This is a genomic window from Paenibacillus glycinis (assembly GCF_009909185.1).
GTDB lineage: Bacteria > Bacillota > Bacilli > Paenibacillales > Paenibacillaceae > Paenibacillus_Z > Paenibacillus_Z glycinis.
Genome location: NZ_JAAAMV010000001.1, coordinates 259699 through 280265, shown reverse-complemented (window position 1 = coordinate 280265; position 20567 = coordinate 259699). Strand labels below are relative to the sequence as shown.

Annotated in this window: 22 protein-coding genes; all 22 read left to right on the top strand. The window is 54.8% G+C overall.

Annotated features, from left to right (window positions below; all coding sequences use genetic code 11):
- The first annotated feature begins 21 nt into the window (after positions 1-21).
- The 22 genes from topA (at position 22) to fliY (ending at position 20554) form a co-directional block, all read left to right on the top strand.
- Entirely contained in the window at positions 22-2124 is a 2103-nt protein-coding gene (gene topA / locus GT019_RS01200; protein WP_161740373.1) for a type I DNA topoisomerase, read from the top strand.
- Between the two features lie 34 nt (positions 2125-2158).
- Positions 2159-3511 (top strand): FADH(2)-oxidizing methylenetetrahydrofolate--tRNA-(uracil(54)-C(5))-methyltransferase TrmFO, encoded by a 1353-nt coding sequence (gene trmFO, locus GT019_RS01195; protein WP_161740371.1) that lies wholly within the window; start codon positions 2159-2161, stop codon positions 3509-3511.
- Positions 3512-3678: 167 nt separating this feature from the next.
- Entirely contained in the window at positions 3679-4224 is a 546-nt protein-coding gene (gene hslV / locus GT019_RS01190) for an ATP-dependent protease subunit HslV (RefSeq protein ID WP_161740369.1), read from the top strand.
- A gap of 34 nt (positions 4225-4258) precedes the next feature.
- On the top strand, positions 4259-5665 hold the full coding sequence (hslU, locus tag GT019_RS01185; RefSeq protein ID WP_161740367.1) for an ATP-dependent protease ATPase subunit HslU: 1407 nt from the start codon (positions 4259-4261) through the stop codon (positions 5663-5665).
- 33 nt (positions 5666-5698) lie between these two features.
- A complete protein-coding gene (codY, locus tag GT019_RS01180) occupies positions 5699-6469 on the top strand; it encodes a GTP-sensing pleiotropic transcriptional regulator CodY (RefSeq protein WP_161740365.1) in 771 nt (256 codons plus the stop codon).
- Between the two features lie 246 nt (positions 6470-6715).
- Positions 6716-7126, top strand: a complete 411-nt coding sequence (flgB, locus tag GT019_RS31700; RefSeq protein WP_161741458.1) for a flagellar basal body rod protein FlgB — start codon at positions 6716-6718, stop codon at positions 7124-7126.
- A 2-nt stretch (positions 7127-7128) separates the two neighbouring features.
- Positions 7129-7578, top strand: a complete 450-nt coding sequence (flgC, locus tag GT019_RS01170; protein WP_161740363.1) for a flagellar basal body rod protein FlgC — start codon at positions 7129-7131, stop codon at positions 7576-7578.
- A gap of 25 nt (positions 7579-7603) precedes the next feature.
- On the top strand, positions 7604-7918 hold the full coding sequence (gene fliE / locus GT019_RS01165; RefSeq protein ID WP_235946592.1) for a flagellar hook-basal body complex protein FliE: 315 nt from the start codon (positions 7604-7606) through the stop codon (positions 7916-7918).
- A gap of 43 nt (positions 7919-7961) precedes the next feature.
- Complete coding sequence (gene fliF / locus GT019_RS01160) at positions 7962-9527, top strand: flagellar basal-body MS-ring/collar protein FliF (protein ID WP_161740361.1); 1566 nt, start codon at positions 7962-7964, stop codon at positions 9525-9527.
- Between the two features lie 11 nt (positions 9528-9538).
- Positions 9539-10549, top strand: coding sequence for a flagellar motor switch protein FliG (gene fliG, locus GT019_RS01155; RefSeq protein WP_161740359.1), 1011 nt, complete (start codon positions 9539-9541; stop codon positions 10547-10549).
- On the top strand, positions 10542-11360 hold the full coding sequence (locus GT019_RS01150) for a FliH/SctL family protein (RefSeq protein WP_161740356.1): 819 nt from the start codon (positions 10542-10544) through the stop codon (positions 11358-11360). The genes fliG and GT019_RS01150 overlap by 8 nt, the downstream gene beginning before the upstream one ends.
- Positions 11350-12684, top strand: a complete 1335-nt coding sequence (gene fliI / locus GT019_RS01145; protein ID WP_161740354.1) for a flagellar protein export ATPase FliI — start codon at positions 11350-11352, stop codon at positions 12682-12684. The genes GT019_RS01150 and fliI overlap by 11 nt, the downstream gene beginning before the upstream one ends.
- Before the next feature lie 8 nt (positions 12685-12692).
- The gene (fliJ, locus tag GT019_RS01140) at positions 12693-13139 is read left to right on the top strand and encodes a flagellar export protein FliJ (RefSeq protein ID WP_161740352.1); all 447 of its coding nucleotides are present in this window, start codon (positions 12693-12695) and stop codon (positions 13137-13139) included.
- 53 nt (positions 13140-13192) lie between these two features.
- Positions 13193-14104, top strand: coding sequence for a MotE family protein (locus GT019_RS01135; RefSeq protein ID WP_161740350.1), 912 nt, complete (start codon positions 13193-13195; stop codon positions 14102-14104).
- Between the two features lie 46 nt (positions 14105-14150).
- Complete coding sequence (locus GT019_RS01130) at positions 14151-15659, top strand: flagellar hook-length control protein FliK (protein WP_161740348.1); 1509 nt, start codon at positions 14151-14153, stop codon at positions 15657-15659.
- A gap of 47 nt (positions 15660-15706) precedes the next feature.
- Positions 15707-16201, top strand: a complete 495-nt coding sequence (locus tag GT019_RS01125; protein WP_161740346.1) for a flagellar hook capping FlgD N-terminal domain-containing protein — start codon at positions 15707-15709, stop codon at positions 16199-16201.
- A complete protein-coding gene (locus GT019_RS01120; RefSeq protein ID WP_161740344.1) occupies positions 16194-16568 on the top strand; it encodes a TIGR02530 family flagellar biosynthesis protein in 375 nt (124 codons plus the stop codon). Before GT019_RS01125 ends, GT019_RS01120 begins: the two co-directional genes overlap by 8 nt.
- A gap of 120 nt (positions 16569-16688) precedes the next feature.
- Positions 16689-17516 carry a flagellar basal body rod protein FlgG gene (flgG, locus tag GT019_RS01115; RefSeq protein WP_161740342.1) on the top strand — a complete coding sequence of 276 codons (828 nt, stop codon included), beginning with the start codon at positions 16689-16691 and terminating at the stop codon, positions 17514-17516.
- 57 nt (positions 17517-17573) lie between these two features.
- Entirely contained in the window at positions 17574-17801 is a 228-nt protein-coding gene (locus tag GT019_RS01110; protein ID WP_161740340.1) for a flagellar FlbD family protein, read from the top strand.
- Positions 17798-18280 carry a flagellar basal body-associated FliL family protein gene (locus GT019_RS01105; RefSeq protein WP_161740338.1) on the top strand — a complete coding sequence of 161 codons (483 nt, stop codon included), beginning with the start codon at positions 17798-17800 and terminating at the stop codon, positions 18278-18280. Before GT019_RS01110 ends, GT019_RS01105 begins: the two co-directional genes overlap by 4 nt.
- A 44-nt stretch (positions 18281-18324) precedes the next feature.
- Positions 18325-19326 (top strand): flagellar motor switch protein FliM, encoded by a 1002-nt coding sequence (fliM, locus tag GT019_RS01100; protein WP_161740336.1) that lies wholly within the window; start codon positions 18325-18327, stop codon positions 19324-19326.
- On the top strand, positions 19316-20554 hold the full coding sequence (gene fliY, locus GT019_RS01095; RefSeq protein WP_161740334.1) for a flagellar motor switch phosphatase FliY: 1239 nt from the start codon (positions 19316-19318) through the stop codon (positions 20552-20554). Before fliM ends, fliY begins: the two co-directional genes overlap by 11 nt.
- The last annotated feature ends 13 nt before the right edge of the window (positions 20555-20567 follow it).

Here is a 20567-nt window from a genome sequence, read left to right as displayed (position 1 = left end):
AGTGGAGAGGAGGGCATAGCCATGGCGGATTCACTTGTCATTGTAGAATCACCGGCAAAAGCGAAGACGATCGGTAAATATCTTGGCAACAAGTTCATCGTCAAAGCATCGATGGGTCATATCCGCGATTTGCCCAAAAGTCAGATCGGCGTTGAAGTGGATAATGATTTTCATCCCAAATATATAACGATTCGCGGAAAAGGCAGTGTCCTGAAAGAATTGAAGGATGCCAGCAAAAAAGTGAAAAAAGTTTATCTCGCGGCTGACCCGGATCGCGAGGGAGAAGCGATTGCCTGGCATTTGGCGCATTATCTCGAAATTGACGAAAGCGACACCTGTCGCGTCGTATTTAACGAAATCACGAAGCAAGCGGTCAAGGACGCGTTCAAAACGCCGCGGCCCATCAATATGGATTTGGTCAACGCGCAGCAAGCGCGTCGGATTCTGGATCGGCTCGTCGGTTATAAAATCAGCCCATTATTATGGAAGAAAGTCAAAAAAGGATTGTCGGCCGGGCGCGTGCAATCCGTAGCGGTCAAGCTCATCATCGACAGGGAGAACGAGATCGATGCGTTCGTTCCCGAAGAATATTGGAGCATTACCGCCCAACTGAAGAAAGGCGCGACGACGTTCGAAGCCAAGTTTCATTCGCTGAACGGCGAGAAGAAAGAGCTCGGCAACGAGGCGGAAATGCAGACGGTGCTGGACGCGATGGGAACGTCCGCTTTCACCGTCAGCGAGGTGAAAGAGAAAGAACGGCTGCGCAATCCCGCCGCTCCGTTCACGACCAGCTCCCTGCAGCAGGAGGCCGCGAGAAAACTCGGTTACCGGGCTTCCAAGACGATGTCGGTCGCGCAGCAGCTGTACGAAGGCGTCGATTTGGGCAAGGAGGGCACGGTCGGTCTCATTACCTACATGAGAACGGATTCGACGCGCGTCTCTCCGGTCGCGCAAGAGGAAACGAAAGCTTATATCGAAGAGAAATACGGGCCGGCCTTCGCGCCTGAACAACCTCGCGTATACGCGAAGAAGAACAGCAACGCCCAGGACGCGCATGAAGCGGTTCGTCCGACGTCCGTTTTACGCGATCCCGATTCGGTGAAGGAATTTCTCAGCCGTGACCAATTCAGGCTGTATAAGCTCGTTTGGGAACGCTTCGTGGCAAGCCAGATGTCTTCTGCGGTATTGGACACGATGACGGTCGACTTTACGGTCGGCAACGGTGCTATATTCAGAGCGGTCGGATCGAAAGTGAAATTCCAGGGCTTCATGAAAATCTACGTCGAAGGCAACGATGACGGCACGACCGACGAAGAGAAGTTCCTTCCGCCCCTCGTCGCGGAAGAGTCGATCCCGGCAGAAGCCGTTGAGCCGAAGCAGCATTTCACGCAGCCGCCGCCAAGGTATTCGGAAGCGCGTCTTGTACGCATGATGGAAGAGATCGGCATCGGCAGGCCGAGCACGTACGCCCCGACGCTGGAAACGATCCAGAAGCGCGGCTACGTCGCGATGGAAGAGAAGAAGTTCATCCCGACGGAACTCGGCGATCTCGTCATTCAGATGATGGAAGAGTTTTTCCCCGAAATATTGGATGCGGAGTTTACCGCGCATATGGAAGAAGATCTCGACCATGTGGAAGACGGCAAGGAAGATTGGGTCCGCGTGCTCGGCAATTTCTACGAGTCGTTCGAGAAACGGCTGGAAGTCGCGGAAGAGGAAATGAAGGAAGTCGAGCTGCAGGATGAAATATCCGATGAAATTTGCGAGAAATGCGGCCGACATATGGTATTCAAGATGGGCCGCTTCGGCAAGTTTCTCGCCTGCTCCGGTTTCCCGGACTGCCGGAACACGAAACCGATCGTCAAGGATATCGGAGTGACATGCCCGAAATGCAAGGTAGGCAAAATCATCGAACGCCGCAGCAAAAAAGGCCGTTTCTTCTATGGCTGCGATCAATATCCGGGCTGCGATTACGTATCGTGGGATAAACCGGTCAGCAAGCCTTGTCCGAATTGCAGCGGTTTGATGGTCGAGAAACGCAACCGCAGCGGCGCGAAGCTGATCTGCACGCAATGCGAATACAACGAAGAAGTGGTTGAAGAGCCGGAATCCGCGGAATTGTAGACCGAGGCTCGGGATTGAAAGGAAGGTAAGCGCAGTGTCAGAGATACAAAGAGTTACCGTTGTCGGGGCGGGTCTCGCGGGCAGCGAAGCAGCATGGCAAATCGCCTCGCAAGGCGTCCCAGTCACGTTATACGAAATGCGGCCGGCTACCAAAACGCCGGCTCACCATACGAATCAATTTGCCGAGTTGGTCTGCAGCAACAGCCTCCGCGCGAACGGCTTGACCAACGCGGTTGGGGTGCTCAAGGAAGAAATGCGCCGCATGAACTCCTTGATCATGGACAGCGCCGATCGCAATGCCGTTCCGGCAGGTGGCGCGCTAGCGGTGGACCGCGACGGCTTTTCCGGGGATATTACCCGGACGCTGAAAGAGCATCCGCTCATCGACGTGCGGATGGAAGAAATAACGCAAATTCCGGACGAGGGCATCGTGTTGATTGCTACGGGTCCGTTAACGGCTCCCAGTCTATCCGCTCAGATCCAAGGACTGCTGGGAGAAGAATATTTTTATTTCTACGACGCCGCGGCACCGATCGTCGAGAAAGATTCGATCGACATGTCGAAAGTGTACTTGGCTTCCCGTTACGACAAGGGCGAAGCGGCTTACTTGAACTGTCCCATGACCGAAGAAGAGTTCGAACGCTTCCATGAGGCGCTCATTACGGCGGAAACGGCCGAAGTGAAGGATTTCGAGAAGGAGCAGTATTTCGAGGGCTGCATGCCGATCGAAGTGATGGCCAGCCGCGGCAAGCAAACCGTGTTATTCGGGCCGATGAAGCCCGTCGGTCTCGTTAATCCGCATACCGGCAAACTGCCGCATGCCGTCGTTCAGCTGCGTCAGGATAACGCCGCAGGGACGCTGTACAATCTGGTAGGGTTCCAGACGCATCTCAAGTGGGGCGAACAGAAGCGGGTGCTCGGACTCATCCCGGGACTTGAAAACGCGGAATTCGTTCGTTACGGCGTCATGCACCGGAATACGTTCATTAATTCGCCGAGACTGCTCCGGCCAACCTATCAAACGATAAAGCGCGAAAACTTGTTTTTTGCCGGACAGATGACAGGGGTGGAAGGTTACGTGGAATCGGCCGCCTCCGGCATGATCGCCGGCATCAATGCCGGCCGGGTTGCCAAAGGGTTGGAGCCGGTCGTCTTCCCTGCCGACACCACGCTGGGCAGCATGGCGCAGTACATCACGACGGCGGACTTCAAGCACTTCCAGCCGATGAACGCGAATTTCGGGCTTTTCCCGCCGCTGGAGAAACGCATGCGCAGCAAGAAAGACAAGAATGATGCGATTGCTTCCAGGGCGCTGGAACAGCTGGCTCGCTTCAAAGAAACGCAGTTGAACGACCAAACCGCGGAACAAGCGGCACTGCAGGATTAACCGCAAGCCGGCCTAAGAACAAGTCAACAGCGGCAGCAACGAGCATACGGCGGCCGCTGTTGACTTTGTTTGAAGTTTTTTCAATAATCAAGCTATTCTAACGAATGATGAACATGGGCTGCATTGACATAATCCGGCTGTCGGCACATGAACGAGGGGGCATTCACATGAACATGGAATTTCACGCAACGACGATTTGCGCGGTTCGGCATAACGGGAAGGGCGCTATCGCCGGCGATGGACAGGTGACATTCGGCAACAGCATGGTGATGAAGCATCACGCCAAGAAAGTACGGCGCTTGTACCGCGGCCAAGTCATTGCCGGTTTTGCGGGATCGGTAGCGGATGCGATTTCGTTATTCGAGAAATTCGAAGGGAAGCTGGAGGAGCATCACGGCAATTTGCAGCGTGCCGCCGTAGAGCTTGCCAAAGACTGGCGGTCCGATCGCGTTCTGCGTAAATTGGAAGCAATGATGATCGTGATGGATGCGAACGGCCTGCTGCTTATATCTGGCGGCGGCGAGATCATCGAGCCGGATGACGGCATTCTTGCCATCGGCTCCGGAGGCAGCTTCGCGCTGGCGGCGGCTCGGGCCGTCCGTCAGCATGCCCCTCATATGGAAGCGAAGGACATGGTCAAATCGGCTTTGGAAATCGCCGCCGATATTTGCGTGTTCACGAATCGGAATATCATTGTCGAAGAGATCGAATAGGTTGGCAGCGAAAGGCTAATTGGAGGGATATAAGATGCTAAACGAAGCATTGACACCGAAACAAATCGTCACGGAGCTCGATAAATACATCGTCGGCCAGAAGCCTGCAAAGCGGTCCGTGGCCGTTGCCCTTCGCAACCGCTACCGGAGAAGCCGCCTGGACGAGGCGATCCGCGATGAAATCGTGCCGAAAAACATCCTCATGATCGGACCGACCGGCGTGGGCAAAACCGAGATTGCCAGAAGGCTGGCTAAGCTGGTTAACGCTCCGTTCGTCAAGGTGGAAGCAACGAAATTCACGGAAGTGGGCTATGTAGGCCGCGACGTCGAATCCATGGTCCGGGATCTCGTCGAAACGGCGATTCGCATGGTAAAGCTCGAGAAAACGGAAAAAGTGAAGGATAAGGCGGAGGCCATGGCCAACGACCGCATTGTCACCTTGCTGGTTCCGTCTTCGGTGAAGGCGAAGTCGTCCAAGAATCCGCTTGAAATGCTGTTCGGGAACTCCTCAGGCGCGAAGGAGGCCGAGACCGAGCCTGAAGAAAGCGCGTCGGTCGTCGAGCGGCGCAAGCAGGCGAAAGAGCAGCTCGCGGCAGGCAAGCTGGAGAATGAAATAATCGAGATCGAAGTGGGAGACAATTCGCCGAACATGCTGGATATGCTGGCGGGCCAGGGAAACGAAGGCATGGGCATGGGAGCGAACATGCAGGAACTGTTCGGCCAACTGATGCCGAAAAAATCCAAGAAGCGCAAGCTGCCGGTCAAAGAAGCCCGCAAAGCGCTTACGCTGGAAGAAGCGAACAAATTGATCGATATGGACGACGTGATCGCCGAATCCGTCTCCAGGGCGGAGCAATCGGGCATTATCTTCATCGACGAGATCGACAAGATCGCCAGTTCGTCGCGCGGCTCCGGACCCGACGTATCCCGGGAAGGGGTTCAGCGGGATATTTTGCCGATCGTGGAAGGCTCGACGGTTATGACCAAGTACGGACCGGTTAAAACGGACTACGTGCTGTTTATCGCGGCCGGCGCGTTTCATATGGCGAAGCCGTCCGATTTGATTCCGGAGCTGCAAGGACGGTTTCCGATTCGTGTCGAATTAACGAACTTGAACCTTGAAGATTTTGTGAAGATTCTTACGGAACCGAAAAACGCGCTCACGAAACAATACACGGCGCTTCTCGAAACCGAGGGCATCACGATTTCGTTCTCCGACGAAGCCGTCCATGAATTGGCATCGATCGCGGCGGAAGTCAACAAAAACACGGAAAATATCGGGGCTAGACGTCTTCACACGATTTTGGAGAAGCTGCTGGAGGATCTATCGTTCGAGGCGCCGGAGCTATCGCTCGAGCATCTGACCATCACGCCGGAATATGTGCGCGAGAAGCTGGGCAATATTGCGAAAAATCGCGATCTGAGTCAATATATACTGTAAGGGTCGGACAGGGAAAGTAGGAGGCAAATAGCAATGATTTTATTGGCAAAAACCAGAACGCTTAACCGGCTGCTGCAGCGTGCGGCCGGAGGGGCGCTCAATTTCCGAGAGATGGCGGAAGTCTTGTGTACCACCATACAAGCTGACGTATTCGTCGTCAGCCGCAGGGGGAAAGTACTGGGATGCGCCGCGGCCGGGCCGTATCAGCACGAGCAGCTGCGCGCTCTGCCGGCAGCCGAGCTTCGGTTTTCTCTTGAGAGCAACGAACGGTTCATGAACATGCAGGAAACGGCGACGAACGTCACGTCGGACATCGGCATCTCGGAGTCGTTTCCGATGATGGCGGCGCAGGATATCATGACCGTGGTCCCGATCGTGGGAGGACGCGACCGGCTCGGGACATTGATCCTGCTGCGGAGCTCCGAACAGTTCGGAGACGACGAGTTGATATTGGCGGAGTACGGCAGCACGATCGTCGGAATGGAAATTTTGCGCGAACGCGCGGAAGAGATCGAGCAGGAAGCCAGGAGCAGGACGGTCGTTGCGGTTGCGGTAGGTTCGTTGTCTTTCAGCGAGCTTGAAGCGGTGGAACATATCTTCGATGAGCTCGATGGCAAAGAAGGCCTGCTCGTCGCTTCCAAAATCGCGGACCGCGTCGGAATTACACGCTCGGTGATCGTCAATGCTTTGCGCAAGCTGGAGAGCGCCGGCGTGATCGAAACCAGGTCCTTAGGAATGAAAGGGACCTATATCCGTATCTTGAATACCCAGCTTCTTCATGAGCTAAAAAAAAATAAAAGCTAAAAATTTCAATTTTATTACAATTTCATTCAAAAACTAGTGCAAATAGCCCGGATTAAAGCCTCGTCTTCGACAAAGATGGGGCTTTTTTCTTATTGTAATAATTTAGGAAGTTGGGGAAGATTAGTTTGTTGGAAAAGTTCGACAAGACTCTCTCATTTATTTAATATTTCTTTGTCGAACAAAGAAGGATTGCAGGGGAATCTGTTGAATATTAACATCACAAGAATTCGAAAGTGGGGTTTTTTGGTGAATTTGTTGAATGGCCCGGAATTTAGTCGCTTACAGGGCGCCTTGAATGCTGCGGAGATGCGCCAACGTGTCATTTCCAACAATATCGCAAATGTAGATACGCCAAAATTCAAGCGTTCCGACGTTGTTTTCGAACAGCTGCTCGAACAGAACATGGGCGCAGGTACGCCCCAGCTGGCCGGAAAGCGCACGAATCCTAGACATATACCGATCGGTTCATCGGTTTCTGCGCCGCAAGCCCAGATCGTCACGGACGAGTCGAGCGTGATGAACAACGACGTAAATAATGTCGATATTGATCGGGAAATGTCGTTAATGGCCAAGAATCAATTGAATTACAACTTCTACGTTCAACAAATCAACCATGATGTGAAAATGATGCGCATCGGGATCGAAGGGAGAAGCTGATTATGAGACTAACGAACGGGTTTGACGCCAGCGCTTCTGCATTGACCGCCCAGCGTCTTCGGATGGACGTCATTTCTTCGAATATCGCGAATGCAGAAACGACAAGAGCCTCTTACGTAAACGGACGCTACGAACCTTACAAACGAAAAATGGTCGTGTTAGAACCGACTTCCCAGTCGTTTGCCGACACGTTGAATAGTCAAATGAACGGCTCGGATTCCGCTCCCGGCGTGAAAGCAACGCGCATCATGGAGGACTCGACGCCTTCGAAGCTGGTATACAATCCGACGCATCCCGACGCGGACGAGAATGGATATGTAAAGATGCCGAACGTCGACGTGTTGAAGGAAATGGTGGATATGATCTCTGCATCGCGCTCGTACGAGGCGAACGTCACGGCTTTAAATGCATCGAAGGGCATGTTTGTCAAAGCGCTTGAAATCGGTAAATAAACAGAGATAACGCGGAGGGATACCCTTGATTAACCCCATGACACTCAACCCGGTGCAAATCCAGACCGTTAAACCGGTCGTTTCCAACAACCTCGGCAATTCTTCTTCACCGGCAGACATTACAAAAACCTTCAGTGATTTCCTTCAAAACGCGCTTGACGGCGTCGGCGCACAGGAACAAAACGTACATACGATGAACGATCAATATTTGCTCGGAAACGTGGACGTCTCGCAGGTCATGGTGGCCAGCGAACAAGCAGAGCTCGGACTGCAGCTTACCTCACAAATCCGCAACAAAGTGATAGAGGCATACCAGGAGATCATGCGGATGCAAATCTAATGACAGCAAGACAAGCATTAGAAGCCAACAGTGAGGTGGAATCGTGAACGAGAAATTTGCCCAATATCGAGCTAAGGTCGCTCAATATTGGAACGTATTGGAGAAAAGACAGAAGATTTGGCTAGGCGCTTCGGCCGCGATCCTCATCTTGTCGATCATTCTGCTGACGGTCCTGTTTTCGAAAACGAATTATGAGGTCGCTTTTCGCGATTTGGATAGCACGGACGCAGCCGCGGTCATGGAGTATTTGGATGCGAGTAAAATTCCTTACAAGCTTTCCGATGCGGGGCAGACCATATCGGTTCCTACCGCCGAAGCTGCTAAGGTAAAAGTCGAGGCCGGATCGCAGGGGATCGTGCGCAACGGGTCGATCGGATTTGAATCGTTCAACGACAGTTCCTCGATGTTCGGATCGACGGACCGGGAGTTCGACGTCAAATACCGCAGCGCGTTGAACGGGGAAATTCAGCGATTGTTGAACGACATGCAAGGCGTTCAGAAGTCGAACGTGTTGGTGAACCTGCCGGAGTCGACGCCATTCATGACGACGGAGGAGAAAGAACAAGCCTCGGCGTCGATCATGCTCACGTTCCGCCCTGGTTATCGCCCGGCTCAAAAGGAAGTCGACGGCTATTATAACCTCGTGAAAACGTCGATTCCGAATATTAAACCGGAAAACATTACGATCTCGAGTCCCGAAGGCGAGCTGCTCGCTTCGAGCGAAGTCGGGGGCGGCGGCATCGGCGGCGATTTGCTCGAGACGCACTATCAGATCCAGCATAAATACGAGAACGATTTGAAACAAAAAATCCAATCGTTCCTCGGTCCGATGGTCGGCATGGACAACCTGGTCGTAAACGTATCCAGTTCGATCAATTTCGACAAGAAAAAGTCGGATCAGCAATTGGTATCGCCGCTCGAGAACAACAACAATAACGGCATCGTGCTCAGCGAGTCGACATCATCCAAATCGGCAACCGACGGCGCGGGTTCCGCAGGAGGCGTCGCGGGAACGGGCGCAACCGACGTTCCGGGCTACACGGCCAGCGACAGCAGCGGCGGCACTTCGGAAGAGAACAGCCGTACCACCAACTACGATTACAACAAAAGCAACATTCAAATCGAGTCCGGCCCTTATGTAATCAAAGATCTATCTATTAGTATCGGCGTGGAAAAGACAAAGTTGAGTGCAGAAGCCAAAACGGAGACGACAAATTTTCTGACGTCGCTCATTCGCTCCCAATTGATCGAGTCCGGACAGGATGTTACTAATGACGCGCTCATCAATAAAAAAGTTTCGATCATGGCGCAAAGTTTTATCGACAACGGCGGCGCAACTTCTTCATCCGGCCTTTCGACCGGCTGGTTGGTCGGAATCGGCCTTGCTGCTCTTGCGTTGATCGGCGGACTTGGCTACGTAGTCGTTCGTCGGAGAAAACAAGCGGCGCTCGTCGAAGAAATGGCGGCACCGGGGAAAGTGGAATACCCGACGATCGATCTGGAAAGCGTTCAGAACGAAAGTCAAGTTCGCAAGCAGCTTGAAACATTGGCCAAGCGCAAACCAGAGGAATTCGTTAATTTGCTCCGGACTTGGCTCGTTGAAGAATAGAGGTGGCTGGTATGGCAAAGTTACAAGGTTTCAGCGGTCGACAGAAAGCAGCCATTTTGTTAATTTCGCTAGGTCCTGAAGTTTCCGCTCAGATTTTCAAGCATTTACGGGATGAAGAGATCGAACAGCTGACGCTTGAAATCGCGAATGTGCGCAAGGTGGATACGATCGACAAAGAGACGATATTGAACGAGTTCCATCAAATCTGCGTGGCGCAAGAATACATCTCGCAAGGCGGCATCACCTATGCCCGCGAAATTCTCGAGAAAGCGCTCGGCGAGCAGAAAGCGCTGGAAGTGATCGGCCGCTTGACGGCGACGCTGCAGGTTCGCCCGTTCGATTTCGCGCGCAAAGCCGATGCCGGTCAAATCCTGAATTTCATTCAGAACGAGAACTCGCAGACGATCGCCCTGGTCCTGTCTTATCTTCAAGCGGAACAGGCGTCCCAGATTCTATCGTCCCTGCCGCAGGATAAGCAGGCCGAGGTGGCGCGCCGCGTTGCCCTGATGGACAGCACGTCGCCGGATGTCATATCGTACGTGGAACGCGTGCTGGAACAGAAGCTGTCCGCTACCGTTACTCAAGATTACACCAGTGCGGGCGGTATTGAATCTATCGTTCAAATCTTGAACGGCGTCGACCGCGGCACGGAACGCACGATCCTGGATGCGCTGGAAATTCAAGATCCCGAATTGGCGGAAGAGATCAAGAAACGGATGTTCGTCTTCGAAGATATCGTCAACATCGACAACCGTTCCATCCAACGCATCATTCGCGATATCGAGAACGCCGACTTGCAGCTCGCCCTCAAAGTGGCCAGCGAAGAAGTGCGCGAAGCGATATTCCGGAACATGTCCAAACGGATGGCCGAGACGTTCAAGGAAGAAATGGAATACATGGGTCCAGTCCGGCTGCGTGACGTCGAAGAAGCGCAAACGCGCATCGTAGCGACGATCCGTCGTCTGGAAGAGTCCGGCGAGATCATCATCGCACGCGGCGGAGGGGATGATATCATTGTCTAAGTTGTATAAATCTTCCAACGTTATCTCGGTTGAAGATTTAAAACGGCTGGAATGGTATAACCGCTACGTGAAGCCGGCAGCCGAGCAGGACGAGCCTTCCGGGCCGAGCGCCGAAACGGTCTCGCTTCGCGATCAAATCCTGAATGACGCCGAACAATTCGCCAATCAGCGAATCCAGGAAACCGGCGAGCACATCGAAACGATGTATGCCGACGCGACGGCGCAAATCGACCAATGGTGGCTTGAGCGCCGCCTGCAGGACGAAGAAACGATGGCGTCGATTCGCCGCGAAGGTTATGAGCTCGGATTCCAGGAGGGCAAGGCGCAAGCCGAGGCGGAAGTGCGCGCCCAATGGGAAGCGATGCTGACGGAAGCGAAGTCGATTCTCGATTCTTCGTACGAAACGAAGGAGCAGATCATTCAAGAGGCCGAACCTTTCGTCGTCGCGCTTAGCGCGGCTATCGCCGAGAAAATCATTCAGAAGCAATTGACCGTCGAGCCGGCTTGGTCGCTCGATATTATCCGCAAAGCCTTGGAGCGCCGGCGCGAACAAGGGGTAATAACCCTTTGCGTGTCGCCGCAGCAGCTGGCCTACGTGCAGGCGGCGCGCGAAGAGCTGACGCTCGTTATCGATTCGCAGGCCGAACTTCAGATCGTGCCCGATGTCTCGGTCAAAGCTTACGGATGCGTCATTCGTTCTTCCTTTGGCAGCATCGACGCCAGGATCGACACGCAGCTGTCCGAAATCAAGCGCGAGCTGATCCAACTGGCCGTCCTGGCCGAAGAACGAGGGGCTGCCGATGAAAGCTAACCGATTGGATCCCGAACGCTATATCGAGCATTTAAGACCGATCGATCCCGTTCGCGTCAACGGCAAGGTGACGCAAGTCATCGGATTGACCGTCGAATCGGAAGGGCCGGATGCCAGCATCGGCGATGTGTGCCTGATCTATCCGGCCAAGTCGTCCAAACCGTTGAAAGCCGAGGTCGTCGGATTCCGCGACAACAAAGTCATTCTGATGCCGCTTGGCGAGCTGCAAGCGATCGGTCCGGGCTGCGACGTGGTCGGGACGGGCAAGCCGTTAAGCGTGCAAGTGGGCTCCGAGCTGCTTGGCAAGGTGCTGGACGGACTCGGTCAGCCGCTCGACGGATCTTACATATCCAGCCGGATGCCGCATCATTCCACGCATAATCAGCCGAGCAATCCGCTCATGCGGCCGCGGGTCAAAGAACCGCTGAGCATCGGCGTTCGCGCCATCGATGGATTGTTGACGGTCGGCCGGGGACAGCGCGTCGGGATATTCGCCGGGTCGGGCGTCGGCAAGAGCACGCTGCTCGGCATGGTTGCCCGAAACACGTCCGCGGACGTGAACGTCATCGCGCTCATCGGGGAGCGAGGACGCGAGGTGCTCGAATTCATCGAGAAGGATCTCGGTCCGGAAGGACTGGCGCGATCCGTCGTTATCGTGGCAACGTCCGACCAACCGGCTTTGATCCGCATCAAAGGCGCGCTGATCGCCACGACGATCGCGGAGTACTTCCGCGACCGGGGCTTGAACGTCATGCTCATGATGGATTCCGTAACCCGGTACGCGATGGCGCTGCGGGAAGTCGGACTTGCCATCGGCGAGCCGCCGGCGACCCGGGGATATACGCCATCCGTGTTCGCCAACTTGCCGAAGCTGCTCGAACGGGCGGGAACGGCCCAGAAGGGAACGATCACGGCGTTCTATACCGTGCTCGTCGACGGCGACGACATGAACGAGCCGATCGCGGATGCGGTCCGCGGCATATTGGACGGACATATCGTGCTTAGCCGCGATTTGGCGCATAAGGGACATTTCCCGGCCATCGATATTCTGGCTTCCATAAGCCGGGTCATGAAGGAAATCGTGCCGGAGGAACAGCAGGAAGCCGCCAATGAATTGAAGCGGCTGCTCGCTATTTATAAAGATTCGGAAGACCTCATCAATATCGGGGCGTACCAGCGGGGTTCGAACGAAAAAATCGACGAAGCGATCGAAGCCAACGAAGCCATTCGGACGTTTACCCGCCAAAAGACGGATGAGAAGATCGGATACGAGGCGTCTCGGGATCGACTGATCCATGATTTTTACCACAACCACGGGAGTTGAACTGATCCATGACCCGATTTCAATATGCCTACCAAAAAATCGTCGATTTGAAGACGAGCGAGAAATCGCAGGCGGAATGGCAGTTGTCCGTAGTCGTCGGCAAGCTTTCGCAGGAGGAGCTCAGTCTTCGGAAACTGCGCGAAGATCGCGCCGCTTGGAGCGAGAAGCTGCAAAACGCGTCGGTGCACGCGGTTCCGTTGACGGAAATCTTGACGATACAGACGTATATCGATTTTTTGGACGACGGCATCCTGCGCAAGCTTCGCGACGTGAAGAAGGCGGAATCGGCCGTGGAAGCGGGCAGGCGATTCTTATCCGATCGAATGGTTGACGAGAAAGCATGGCTGAAATCGAAAGAGCACGCGCTGCATCGTTTCAAGTCCGAAATGTCGGTGAAGGAACAAAACGCGTTGGATGAGCTTGCGACCGCTCGGTTCTTGCACGCCGCGCATTAACGAGAACAGAAGCTTTGCGAATCGGGAGCCAATGCCCGAGGGAGGGAATTATTTTGGCAGACTTGGAAATGGAAAAGCAGGGCTATAGCGGATTCGAACGATTCATGTTTTTCTTTACGCCGATATTATTCACGCTCATTCTGCTTGGGGTGCTTGTGACGTTGTTCAATTTTGATTTGCGCAACAAAGCGCTGGAGATCGGGAACGACATTCCGTTCTTGAGCCGTATCCTCCCCGCTCCGGCGGTGAAGGACGGTCAGGCCGTCAATGAGGACGCGATCAAATCGGCCAACGCGACAGCAAAGATCGCCGAGCTTCAATCCCAGCTTACGGCGAAGGAAGCCGAACTCAGCAAAGCGCTTGGCGAAAAAAGCCAACTGACCGGATCCGTCAAAGATCTCAAGCAGCAGATCGAGGAGCTCAAACAGGCGAACGCGGATAAGCTGCTTGACGATGCGGCGTATCAGAGCAAAATCGGCGAATTGGCATCGATGTATGCCACGATGACGCCAAGCAAGGCGGCACCGATCTTGGAGAGCATGGAGACGGAAGAAGCCGTGCTGGTGCTGGACGCCATGCGGCCGGAGGACCGGGCCAACGTGCTCGCGAAAATGACGCCGAAGAAAGCCGCCGACGCGACGATCATGCTGAAAGACGTCAAAACGGTGAAGGATCGCGAGATCGCGGCGCTGCAGGCCAGGATCAAGAAGCAGGGCTCCACGGCGACGCAAGACCAAGCCGCGTCGGTATTGAGCACGGCGCAGTTGAATTCCACGTTCTCGCAAATGGATCCGAAGAGTGCGGCCGACTTGCTGCTGAAAATGGCGGACCTCAGCCCTAGCAAAGTACTCCGTATCCTGAATGCCGTGGACGATGCGCCTCGCTCCAAGATCGTCGCGGAGATGTCGACCGCGAACAAGGCGATCACGGCGCAGCTGGTATCCAAGCTTATGGTCGGAAAGTAACGCATGCAGCAGCGCTCAACCTTCATCGAAAGGAGGTGAGATAAATATGCAAATGCCAATTTCAAACGCTTCTCCTGCTCCCGCTCCGGGCCCTGGCGCCGCAAGCGCTGCTTCCGCGAAAGGAACGGATGGCGGAAATTTCAATCAAACGCTCGTTCAGACGGTAGCCGGCTCGCAAGGAAAAGAAGCGAGCGCGCAAGCGGGTAGCGAGACTGCGGTTCCGGCAGGAGCGGCTTCGGCTTCCGCGACACTGGCTTCGCTGCTCGGTGGAAAACTGGATGCAAAGGATCTGCTGGCCGCGATCGAAGCGCTCCTGCAGCGGTTGGATGACGCCGATGCCGGGGATTTGTCGGAGGCGACGACGGAGAGCAATCTGGCCGATGCGCTTCAGCAGCTGGACGATCTGCTTAGCGTCTTAGCCGGCGTGCCGCTCCTGCAGCAGCCGATTGCGACCACTCAAGCTGGAGCAACGTCGGATGGCGATGCCTCCGCCGATAATGGAACGGATGCGGGAAGCGCGCTGCTTGCCGTGCTGTCCAACATGAACGCGGCCGTATCGCAAGCCGCATCCATGCAAGCGGCGGAAACCGCCGTGCCGAATCAGGCGCAAGCCGTCGTGGCGAATTTGGAAGAGCTGAACGCGTTAAAGGCCGGCTTGCAGGAAGCGCTGACCGATTTGCGGGGCATGCTGCAAGACCCGAAAGGGCCGTCGGCGAACAAGGACCAGCTTGCCCTCATCGGCAAAGAACTGGCGTCGGTTGAACGGTTAATGCAAGGAAAACCTGCAGCCGCTTCCGACCCGATCGCCGCTGCGAACAACGCGAATGCGGCAGAGGTTGTCGATTCCGTCCGTTCGCTGCAAACGCCGATCCAAGGGAACGCCCATCTTCAGCGCATGTCCCATCAGCTTCTTCACGTTGGACTGCTGAACGTGGTGCAGCAGCCGGAGAAACAGGGAACCGAGGCGGAGGCATCGACGAAGCTGGCCGCGGACGCGAACGAAATCAATCCGCAGCTCGCGGGAGCCAACCTGGATCTTCAACGTCAGCTGGCGTCGGTCGCCAAGCCGCTCATCGCGCAGCCCGTACCCGTTCAACAATTTGCGTCGACGATCCAAGGCCTTGTCGTGAAGCAGTTTAACGTTTCGACGGGCAACGGGATTTCCCAAGCGCAGCTAACGCTCTTTCCGGAGCACCTGGGCCAAGTCAACGTCAACATTTCCGTTCATAACGGCACGCTGACCGCGCAGTTCGTCACGGATACCGTCACGGCGAAGGACATGCTGGAGAACCAAATGGCGCAGTTACGCTCCGCGTTGCAGTCCCAGGGCTTGCAGGTCGATAAGCTGGTCGTTTCCCAAACGGCGGTCCAGCCGAACATGTTCCAGGACAGACAGGGCCAACAAGGACAAAACCAGGGAACCTCGAAGCGCAATAAATCGCAGGACGATGCCATCGACGAGATCGATTTCACGGCTGATTTGGAAGAGCTGTCCACGCAGCAGGCCGTCGACCGGGACTTGGGACTGGGCAGGGGCATTCATACCATCGCCTAGCCGCGGGCCGCGATTGCAGTTTAAGGGAACGGAGGTGACGAGAACAAATGCCGGATCGCGTTTCAACCCAGAATGTATGGCCGTATTACAGTTCAAGCAACGTCCAGGCTGCGGCGAATAAGCCGGAGGATACTTCCTTGGGCAAGGACGATTTCTTGAAGATCCTCGTAACGCAGCTGCAAAATCAAGACCCGATGCAGCCGCTGGAGGACAAGGATTTTATCGCGCAGATGGCGCAGTTCACCTCGGTCGAGCAGCTGGTGAACATGTCGGATCAACTAACGGCGCTTCGTCAGAATTTGGGCATGGCCTCTACGATGATCGGCAAAAACGTGCAATGGTACGACTATTCGGATACGGGGGAAATGATTCCTCAGAACGGCGTGGTGGATTCCATTGTCATCAAGGATAACGTGCAGTACGCGAGAGTCGGCGATAAAGACATCGACCTGAGCGCCATCGTGGCCATCGGAAGCGATGACGCGGGCAGCGAAGGCGGCGATACCGACGAAAGCGAAGGCGGTGATGCGGTTAATGGATGACGTGATGAAAGTCGGTCATTTGCATCTCGCCGCGAACGCGCAGTTTCGTAAACCGGCGCAAACGGACAACGCGGGAGGCAATGCTTCCTTTAAAGAAGTGTTGGACCGCAACGTGCTCAAATTCAGCCATCATGCCGAACAGCGCATCGCGCAGCGCGGCATTACGCTGAAGCCGGAAACGTTGACGAAGATCGGTAACGCCATCGACCAGGCTGCCGCCAAAGGGGCGAAGGATTCGCTGGTCGTATACCGCGACATCGCCATGATCGTCAACGTGCCGAGCCGGACCGTCGTGACCGCGATGGACGGAAGCGCCATGCAAGGAAATGTGTTCACTAAGATCGACAGTGCGGTCATCGTCTCGTAATTCCGGCTGGACCTGCTGATAGGAAGCCGAGGGCCGTGGATCGACGGAAGCGGCTCATCGCGGGCGTTGACGCACCATTTTCGCAAATCCGACTTATACCCGTAGGAGGTTGTCAATCGAATGTTAAGATCAATGTACTCCGGTGTTTCCGGCATGCGCGGTTTTCAAACGAAACTGGACGTGATCGGCAACAACATCGCGAACGTGAATACGGTAGGTTTTAAAGCGGGACGCGTCATGTTCAAGGATATTTTGAGCCAGACCGTATCCGGCGTTACGCGTCCGGAAGAAGGAACGACGGGCGGCGTGAACGCGAAGCAAGTCGGTCTAGGCGTCGCGATCGCTTCAATCGATACGATTCATACCCCGGGCAGCGCGATGACGACCAACGTGCCGACCGACGTTCGGATCGACGGCGACGGATTTTTCGCGGTAGCGCCTAACGGCGACGGCGCCGAAGCGCCGTACCTGACGCGCGCGGGCAATTTCACGGTCGATGCGACCGGACAGATGGTTAACGGCGACGGCATGTTCGTCCTCGATTCCAACGGAGCCCCGATCGTCTTGGATCCGGCGGAAGTCAAGTCGTTCTCGATCGCGCAGGACGGCTCCATCATCGCCGTGAATGCCGACGGCACGACCGCGGCAACCGGCATTCAGCTGGGCATCGTGAAGGTCACGAACCCGAACGGCTTGGAGAAAATCGGCGGCAACCTGTACCGCATGACGCCGAACGCCAACGTCGACGGCGAAGTTACGTTGACGACCGCCAACGATCCGGAAGCCGGAACGGGCGCCATCATCGCCGGCCAACTGGAAATGTCCAACGTGGATCTGACTTCCGAGTTCACGGAAATGATCGTCGCGCAGCGCGGTTTCCAGGCGAACTCCCGAATCATCACGACGTCGGACGAGATTTTGCAAGAGGTAGTCAATCTTAAGCGATAGGTAAATAGCCGAAGGGAGGCGTTAACTCGCCTCCCTACCAGGTTAAGGAGGAAGCCCATGATTGCTGTGACGCGTTTGAACGGAAAAACTGTGCATCTCAACGCGCTGCTTATCGAGTTGGTTGAAGAAACGCCTGACACATTGATTACGCTGACCACAGGTAAAAAAATACTGGTGTTGGAGAAAGCAAACGACGTGATTTCCTCCATACAGTCCTATCTTCGCTCGATCGGCGTGTATGCGGCGACCATTAAGAGTGATCAAACGGAGGGAACATCCCAATGAAGAAAATGCTGCCTTGGCTAATAACCATTCTGTTCGCCATCACTTTGATTGCGATCGTAGCCGTCATCCTCATGAAAACCGTTATGGGCGGCGACGACGCCAACGACACGGCAACGAAAGCGGCGAACAACGCGGCGACCGTCAAAACGGAGAAGCTCACAGCGGACAAACGCGTGGAATTGACAAGCACGATCGAGAAGATTCAAACGAATTTATTGGACTCTGATTATGTTGCAGTTCTTGGCTTTGCCTTTCAACTGGATGAAAAATCGACGAAGAAAGACTTCGATAAAATCAAAGACATCCAGATCAAGCCGATTATTATTCGGACGCTTTCCGACATGAAGCCGGAAGAAATCAACGGCTCGCAGGGGAAAGACAAGCTATGCGCAGAACTGCTTAATTTGATAAATCCCGAGCTGCCGGACGGCAAGCTCATCAACGTCGAAATCACGGACTACATCGTAACGAAGCTGTAATCATCGTAAGCTAATGCCGCATTCCTTTGAAGGGGGTGAGAAAAATGGTTGATGTTTTGTCGCAGAACGAGATTGACGCGCTGCTTGCTGCTTTATCATCCGGCGAGATGGATGCGGAGGAACTGAAGAAGGAAGAGACGCAGAAGAAAATTCGTGTGTACGAATTCAAACGTGCGGTTCGTTTCTCGAAGGATCACATCCGAAGCTTGACGCGGATCCATGAAAACTTCGCGCGATATTTGACCACTTATTTCTCAGCGCAGCTTCGCACATTTGTTCAAATAAATGTCGTTCAGGTCGAACAGCTGCCGTATGACGAATTTATCCGGTCCATACCGAAGATGACCATCCTGAATATTTTCGAAGCCGAGCCGCTCGAAGGCCGAATGGTGCTGGAAGTGCATCCGAACGTCGCTTATGCGATGCTGGACCGCATGCTCGGCGGACAAGGGCTCGCGCCGTCCAAAATCAACGCGCTGACGGAAATCGAAACGACGATCATGGAACGGATATTCAGCCGCGCCTTCGAAAGTCTGCAGGAAGCATGGAAGACGATCATCGATATTCAACCGCGGCTCGAAGCGCTGGAGACGAATCCGCAGTTCATGCAGATCGTGTCCCCGAACGAAACGATCGCGCTCATCTCGCTAAGCACCAAAATCGGCGATACGACCGGCATGATCAATTTATGTATCCCGCATGTGGTCATCGAGCCGATCATGCCGCGTTTATCCGTGCACCACTGGTTCGTATCGCAAAAGAAAACGAGAGCGCCGGAAGAGATCGAGGTGCTCAAGCAGCGGGTCAGCAAAGCCAAGCTGCCGATCGTGTGCGAGCTAGGCAACTCCAGCATATCGATTCGAGAGTTTCTGGGTCTCGCGGTCGGCGACGTCATTTCGCTGAATAAATCGATCGACCAGGGACTTGACATCAAAGTCGGGGACAAGCTGAAATTCATCGGCAGCCCGGGCTCGGTCAAGGAACGGATGGCCGTTCAAATCAACGAGGTTCTCACCGAAGGAGTGGAAGAAGAGTATGACGAGTAAAGATTACTTATCGCAAGAAGAAATCGATGCCTTGCTGCGTCAATCCTCCGATGAGCCCGATATGCCCGAGCCGCTTAGCCGGGAACAGGAATTGAATACGTACTTGAGCTCGATCGAGCAGGACGCGCTGGGGGAAATCGGCAACATCACGTTCGGCAGCGCCGCGACGGCGTTATCGACGCTGCTCGGCCGGAAAGTCGATATTACGACGCCTCAGGTGTCGTTAATCAGACGGAGCGAGCTGGACGAAGAGTTCCCGAAACCGCATGTGGCGGTGTCCGTCAGTTACGTTGACGGTTTCCAGGGCATCAACTCGCTGGTCATCAAAACGAAGGACGCCCAAACGATCGCGGACCTTATGCTTGGCGGAGAAGGCAAATTGCTGGGCTCCGAGCTGAACGAGATTCATATCAGCGCCGTTCAAGAGGCCATGAACCAAATGATGGGCTCCTCCGCGACGTCGATGTCGACGATTTTCAACCGTTTCGTCAACATCTCGCCTCCGGGGATCGACATCCTTGACGTGGCGAGAGGAGAAGGCGTGGACAACCTGCCGCCGGACGATCGTTTCATTAAAGTCTCGTTCCGTTTGACGATCGGGGATCTGATCGATTCGACCATCATGCAGCTGCTGCCGATCGCGTTCGCGAAAGAAATGGTGGATACGCTGATGGGCGGCACCTCGGACGCCGCGCCTGCGCCTGCATCGCCCCCGGCATCAGCGCCTGCGGCGGCGAGTACGCCGATTCCGGCCGCCGCATACGTCGAACCGGTCGCGGCTGCTCCCGTACATACGCCGCCGGCACCGGCCGCCCCTCTCGATGCCTATGCGCAGCCGCCGATGCCGCAATATGCCGCCGCCGCACAGTCGGGGCCGCAAACCTACGGCGGGATGCCGAACCGGAACGTGAACGTGCAGCCCGTTCAATTCGCTAATTTTCAAGGTACGCCGTACGTTCAACCGGACGAGTCGAATTTGAATTTATTGCTCGACATACCGTTGAAAGTGACGGTAGAATTAGGAAGGACTCAGAAACAAATCAAAGATATTCTTGAATTGTCGCAAGGTTCCATTATCGAGTTGGACAAGCTGGCAGGCGAACCGGTCGATATTTTAGTCAATAATAAACTGATCGCCAAAGGCGAAGTTGTCGTTATCGACGAAAATTTCGGGGTTCGCGTGACCGACATTGTAAGCCAATGGGATCGCATCCAAAAGTTACAATAACATCATAGGGGGA

What these genes read in the sequence shown, in the direction of transcription:
- topA (WP_161740373.1), top strand. Translation starts at nt 22, where the DNA reads ATGGCGGATTCACTTGTCATTGTAGAATCACCGGCAAAAGCGAAGACG.
- hslV (WP_161740369.1), top strand. Translation starts at nt 3,679, where the DNA reads ATGAACATGGAATTTCACGCAACGACGATTTGCGCGGTTCGGCATAAC.
- hslU (WP_161740367.1), top strand. Translation starts at nt 4,259, where the DNA reads ATGCTAAACGAAGCATTGACACCGAAACAAATCGTCACGGAGCTCGAT.
- codY (WP_161740365.1), top strand. Translation starts at nt 5,699, where the DNA reads ATGATTTTATTGGCAAAAACCAGAACGCTTAACCGGCTGCTGCAGCGT.
- flgC (WP_161740363.1), top strand. Translation starts at nt 7,129, where the DNA reads ATGAGACTAACGAACGGGTTTGACGCCAGCGCTTCTGCATTGACCGCC.
- fliG (WP_161740359.1), top strand. Translation starts at nt 9,539, where the DNA reads ATGGCAAAGTTACAAGGTTTCAGCGGTCGACAGAAAGCAGCCATTTTG.
- fliI (WP_161740354.1), top strand. Translation starts at nt 11,350, where the DNA reads ATGAAAGCTAACCGATTGGATCCCGAACGCTATATCGAGCATTTAAGA.
- fliJ (WP_161740352.1), top strand. Translation starts at nt 12,693, where the DNA reads ATGACCCGATTTCAATATGCCTACCAAAAAATCGTCGATTTGAAGACG.
- GT019_RS01130 (WP_161740348.1), top strand. Translation starts at nt 14,151, where the DNA reads ATGCAAATGCCAATTTCAAACGCTTCTCCTGCTCCCGCTCCGGGCCCT.
- GT019_RS01125 (WP_161740346.1), top strand. Translation starts at nt 15,707, where the DNA reads ATGCCGGATCGCGTTTCAACCCAGAATGTATGGCCGTATTACAGTTCA.
- GT019_RS01120 (WP_161740344.1), top strand. Translation starts at nt 16,194, where the DNA reads ATGGATGACGTGATGAAAGTCGGTCATTTGCATCTCGCCGCGAACGCG.
- flgG (WP_161740342.1), top strand. Translation starts at nt 16,689, where the DNA reads ATGTTAAGATCAATGTACTCCGGTGTTTCCGGCATGCGCGGTTTTCAA.
- GT019_RS01110 (WP_161740340.1), top strand. Translation starts at nt 17,574, where the DNA reads ATGATTGCTGTGACGCGTTTGAACGGAAAAACTGTGCATCTCAACGCG.
- GT019_RS01105 (WP_161740338.1), top strand. Translation starts at nt 17,798, where the DNA reads ATGAAGAAAATGCTGCCTTGGCTAATAACCATTCTGTTCGCCATCACT.
- fliM (WP_161740336.1), top strand. Translation starts at nt 18,325, where the DNA reads ATGGTTGATGTTTTGTCGCAGAACGAGATTGACGCGCTGCTTGCTGCT.
- fliY (WP_161740334.1), top strand. Translation starts at nt 19,316, where the DNA reads ATGACGAGTAAAGATTACTTATCGCAAGAAGAAATCGATGCCTTGCTG.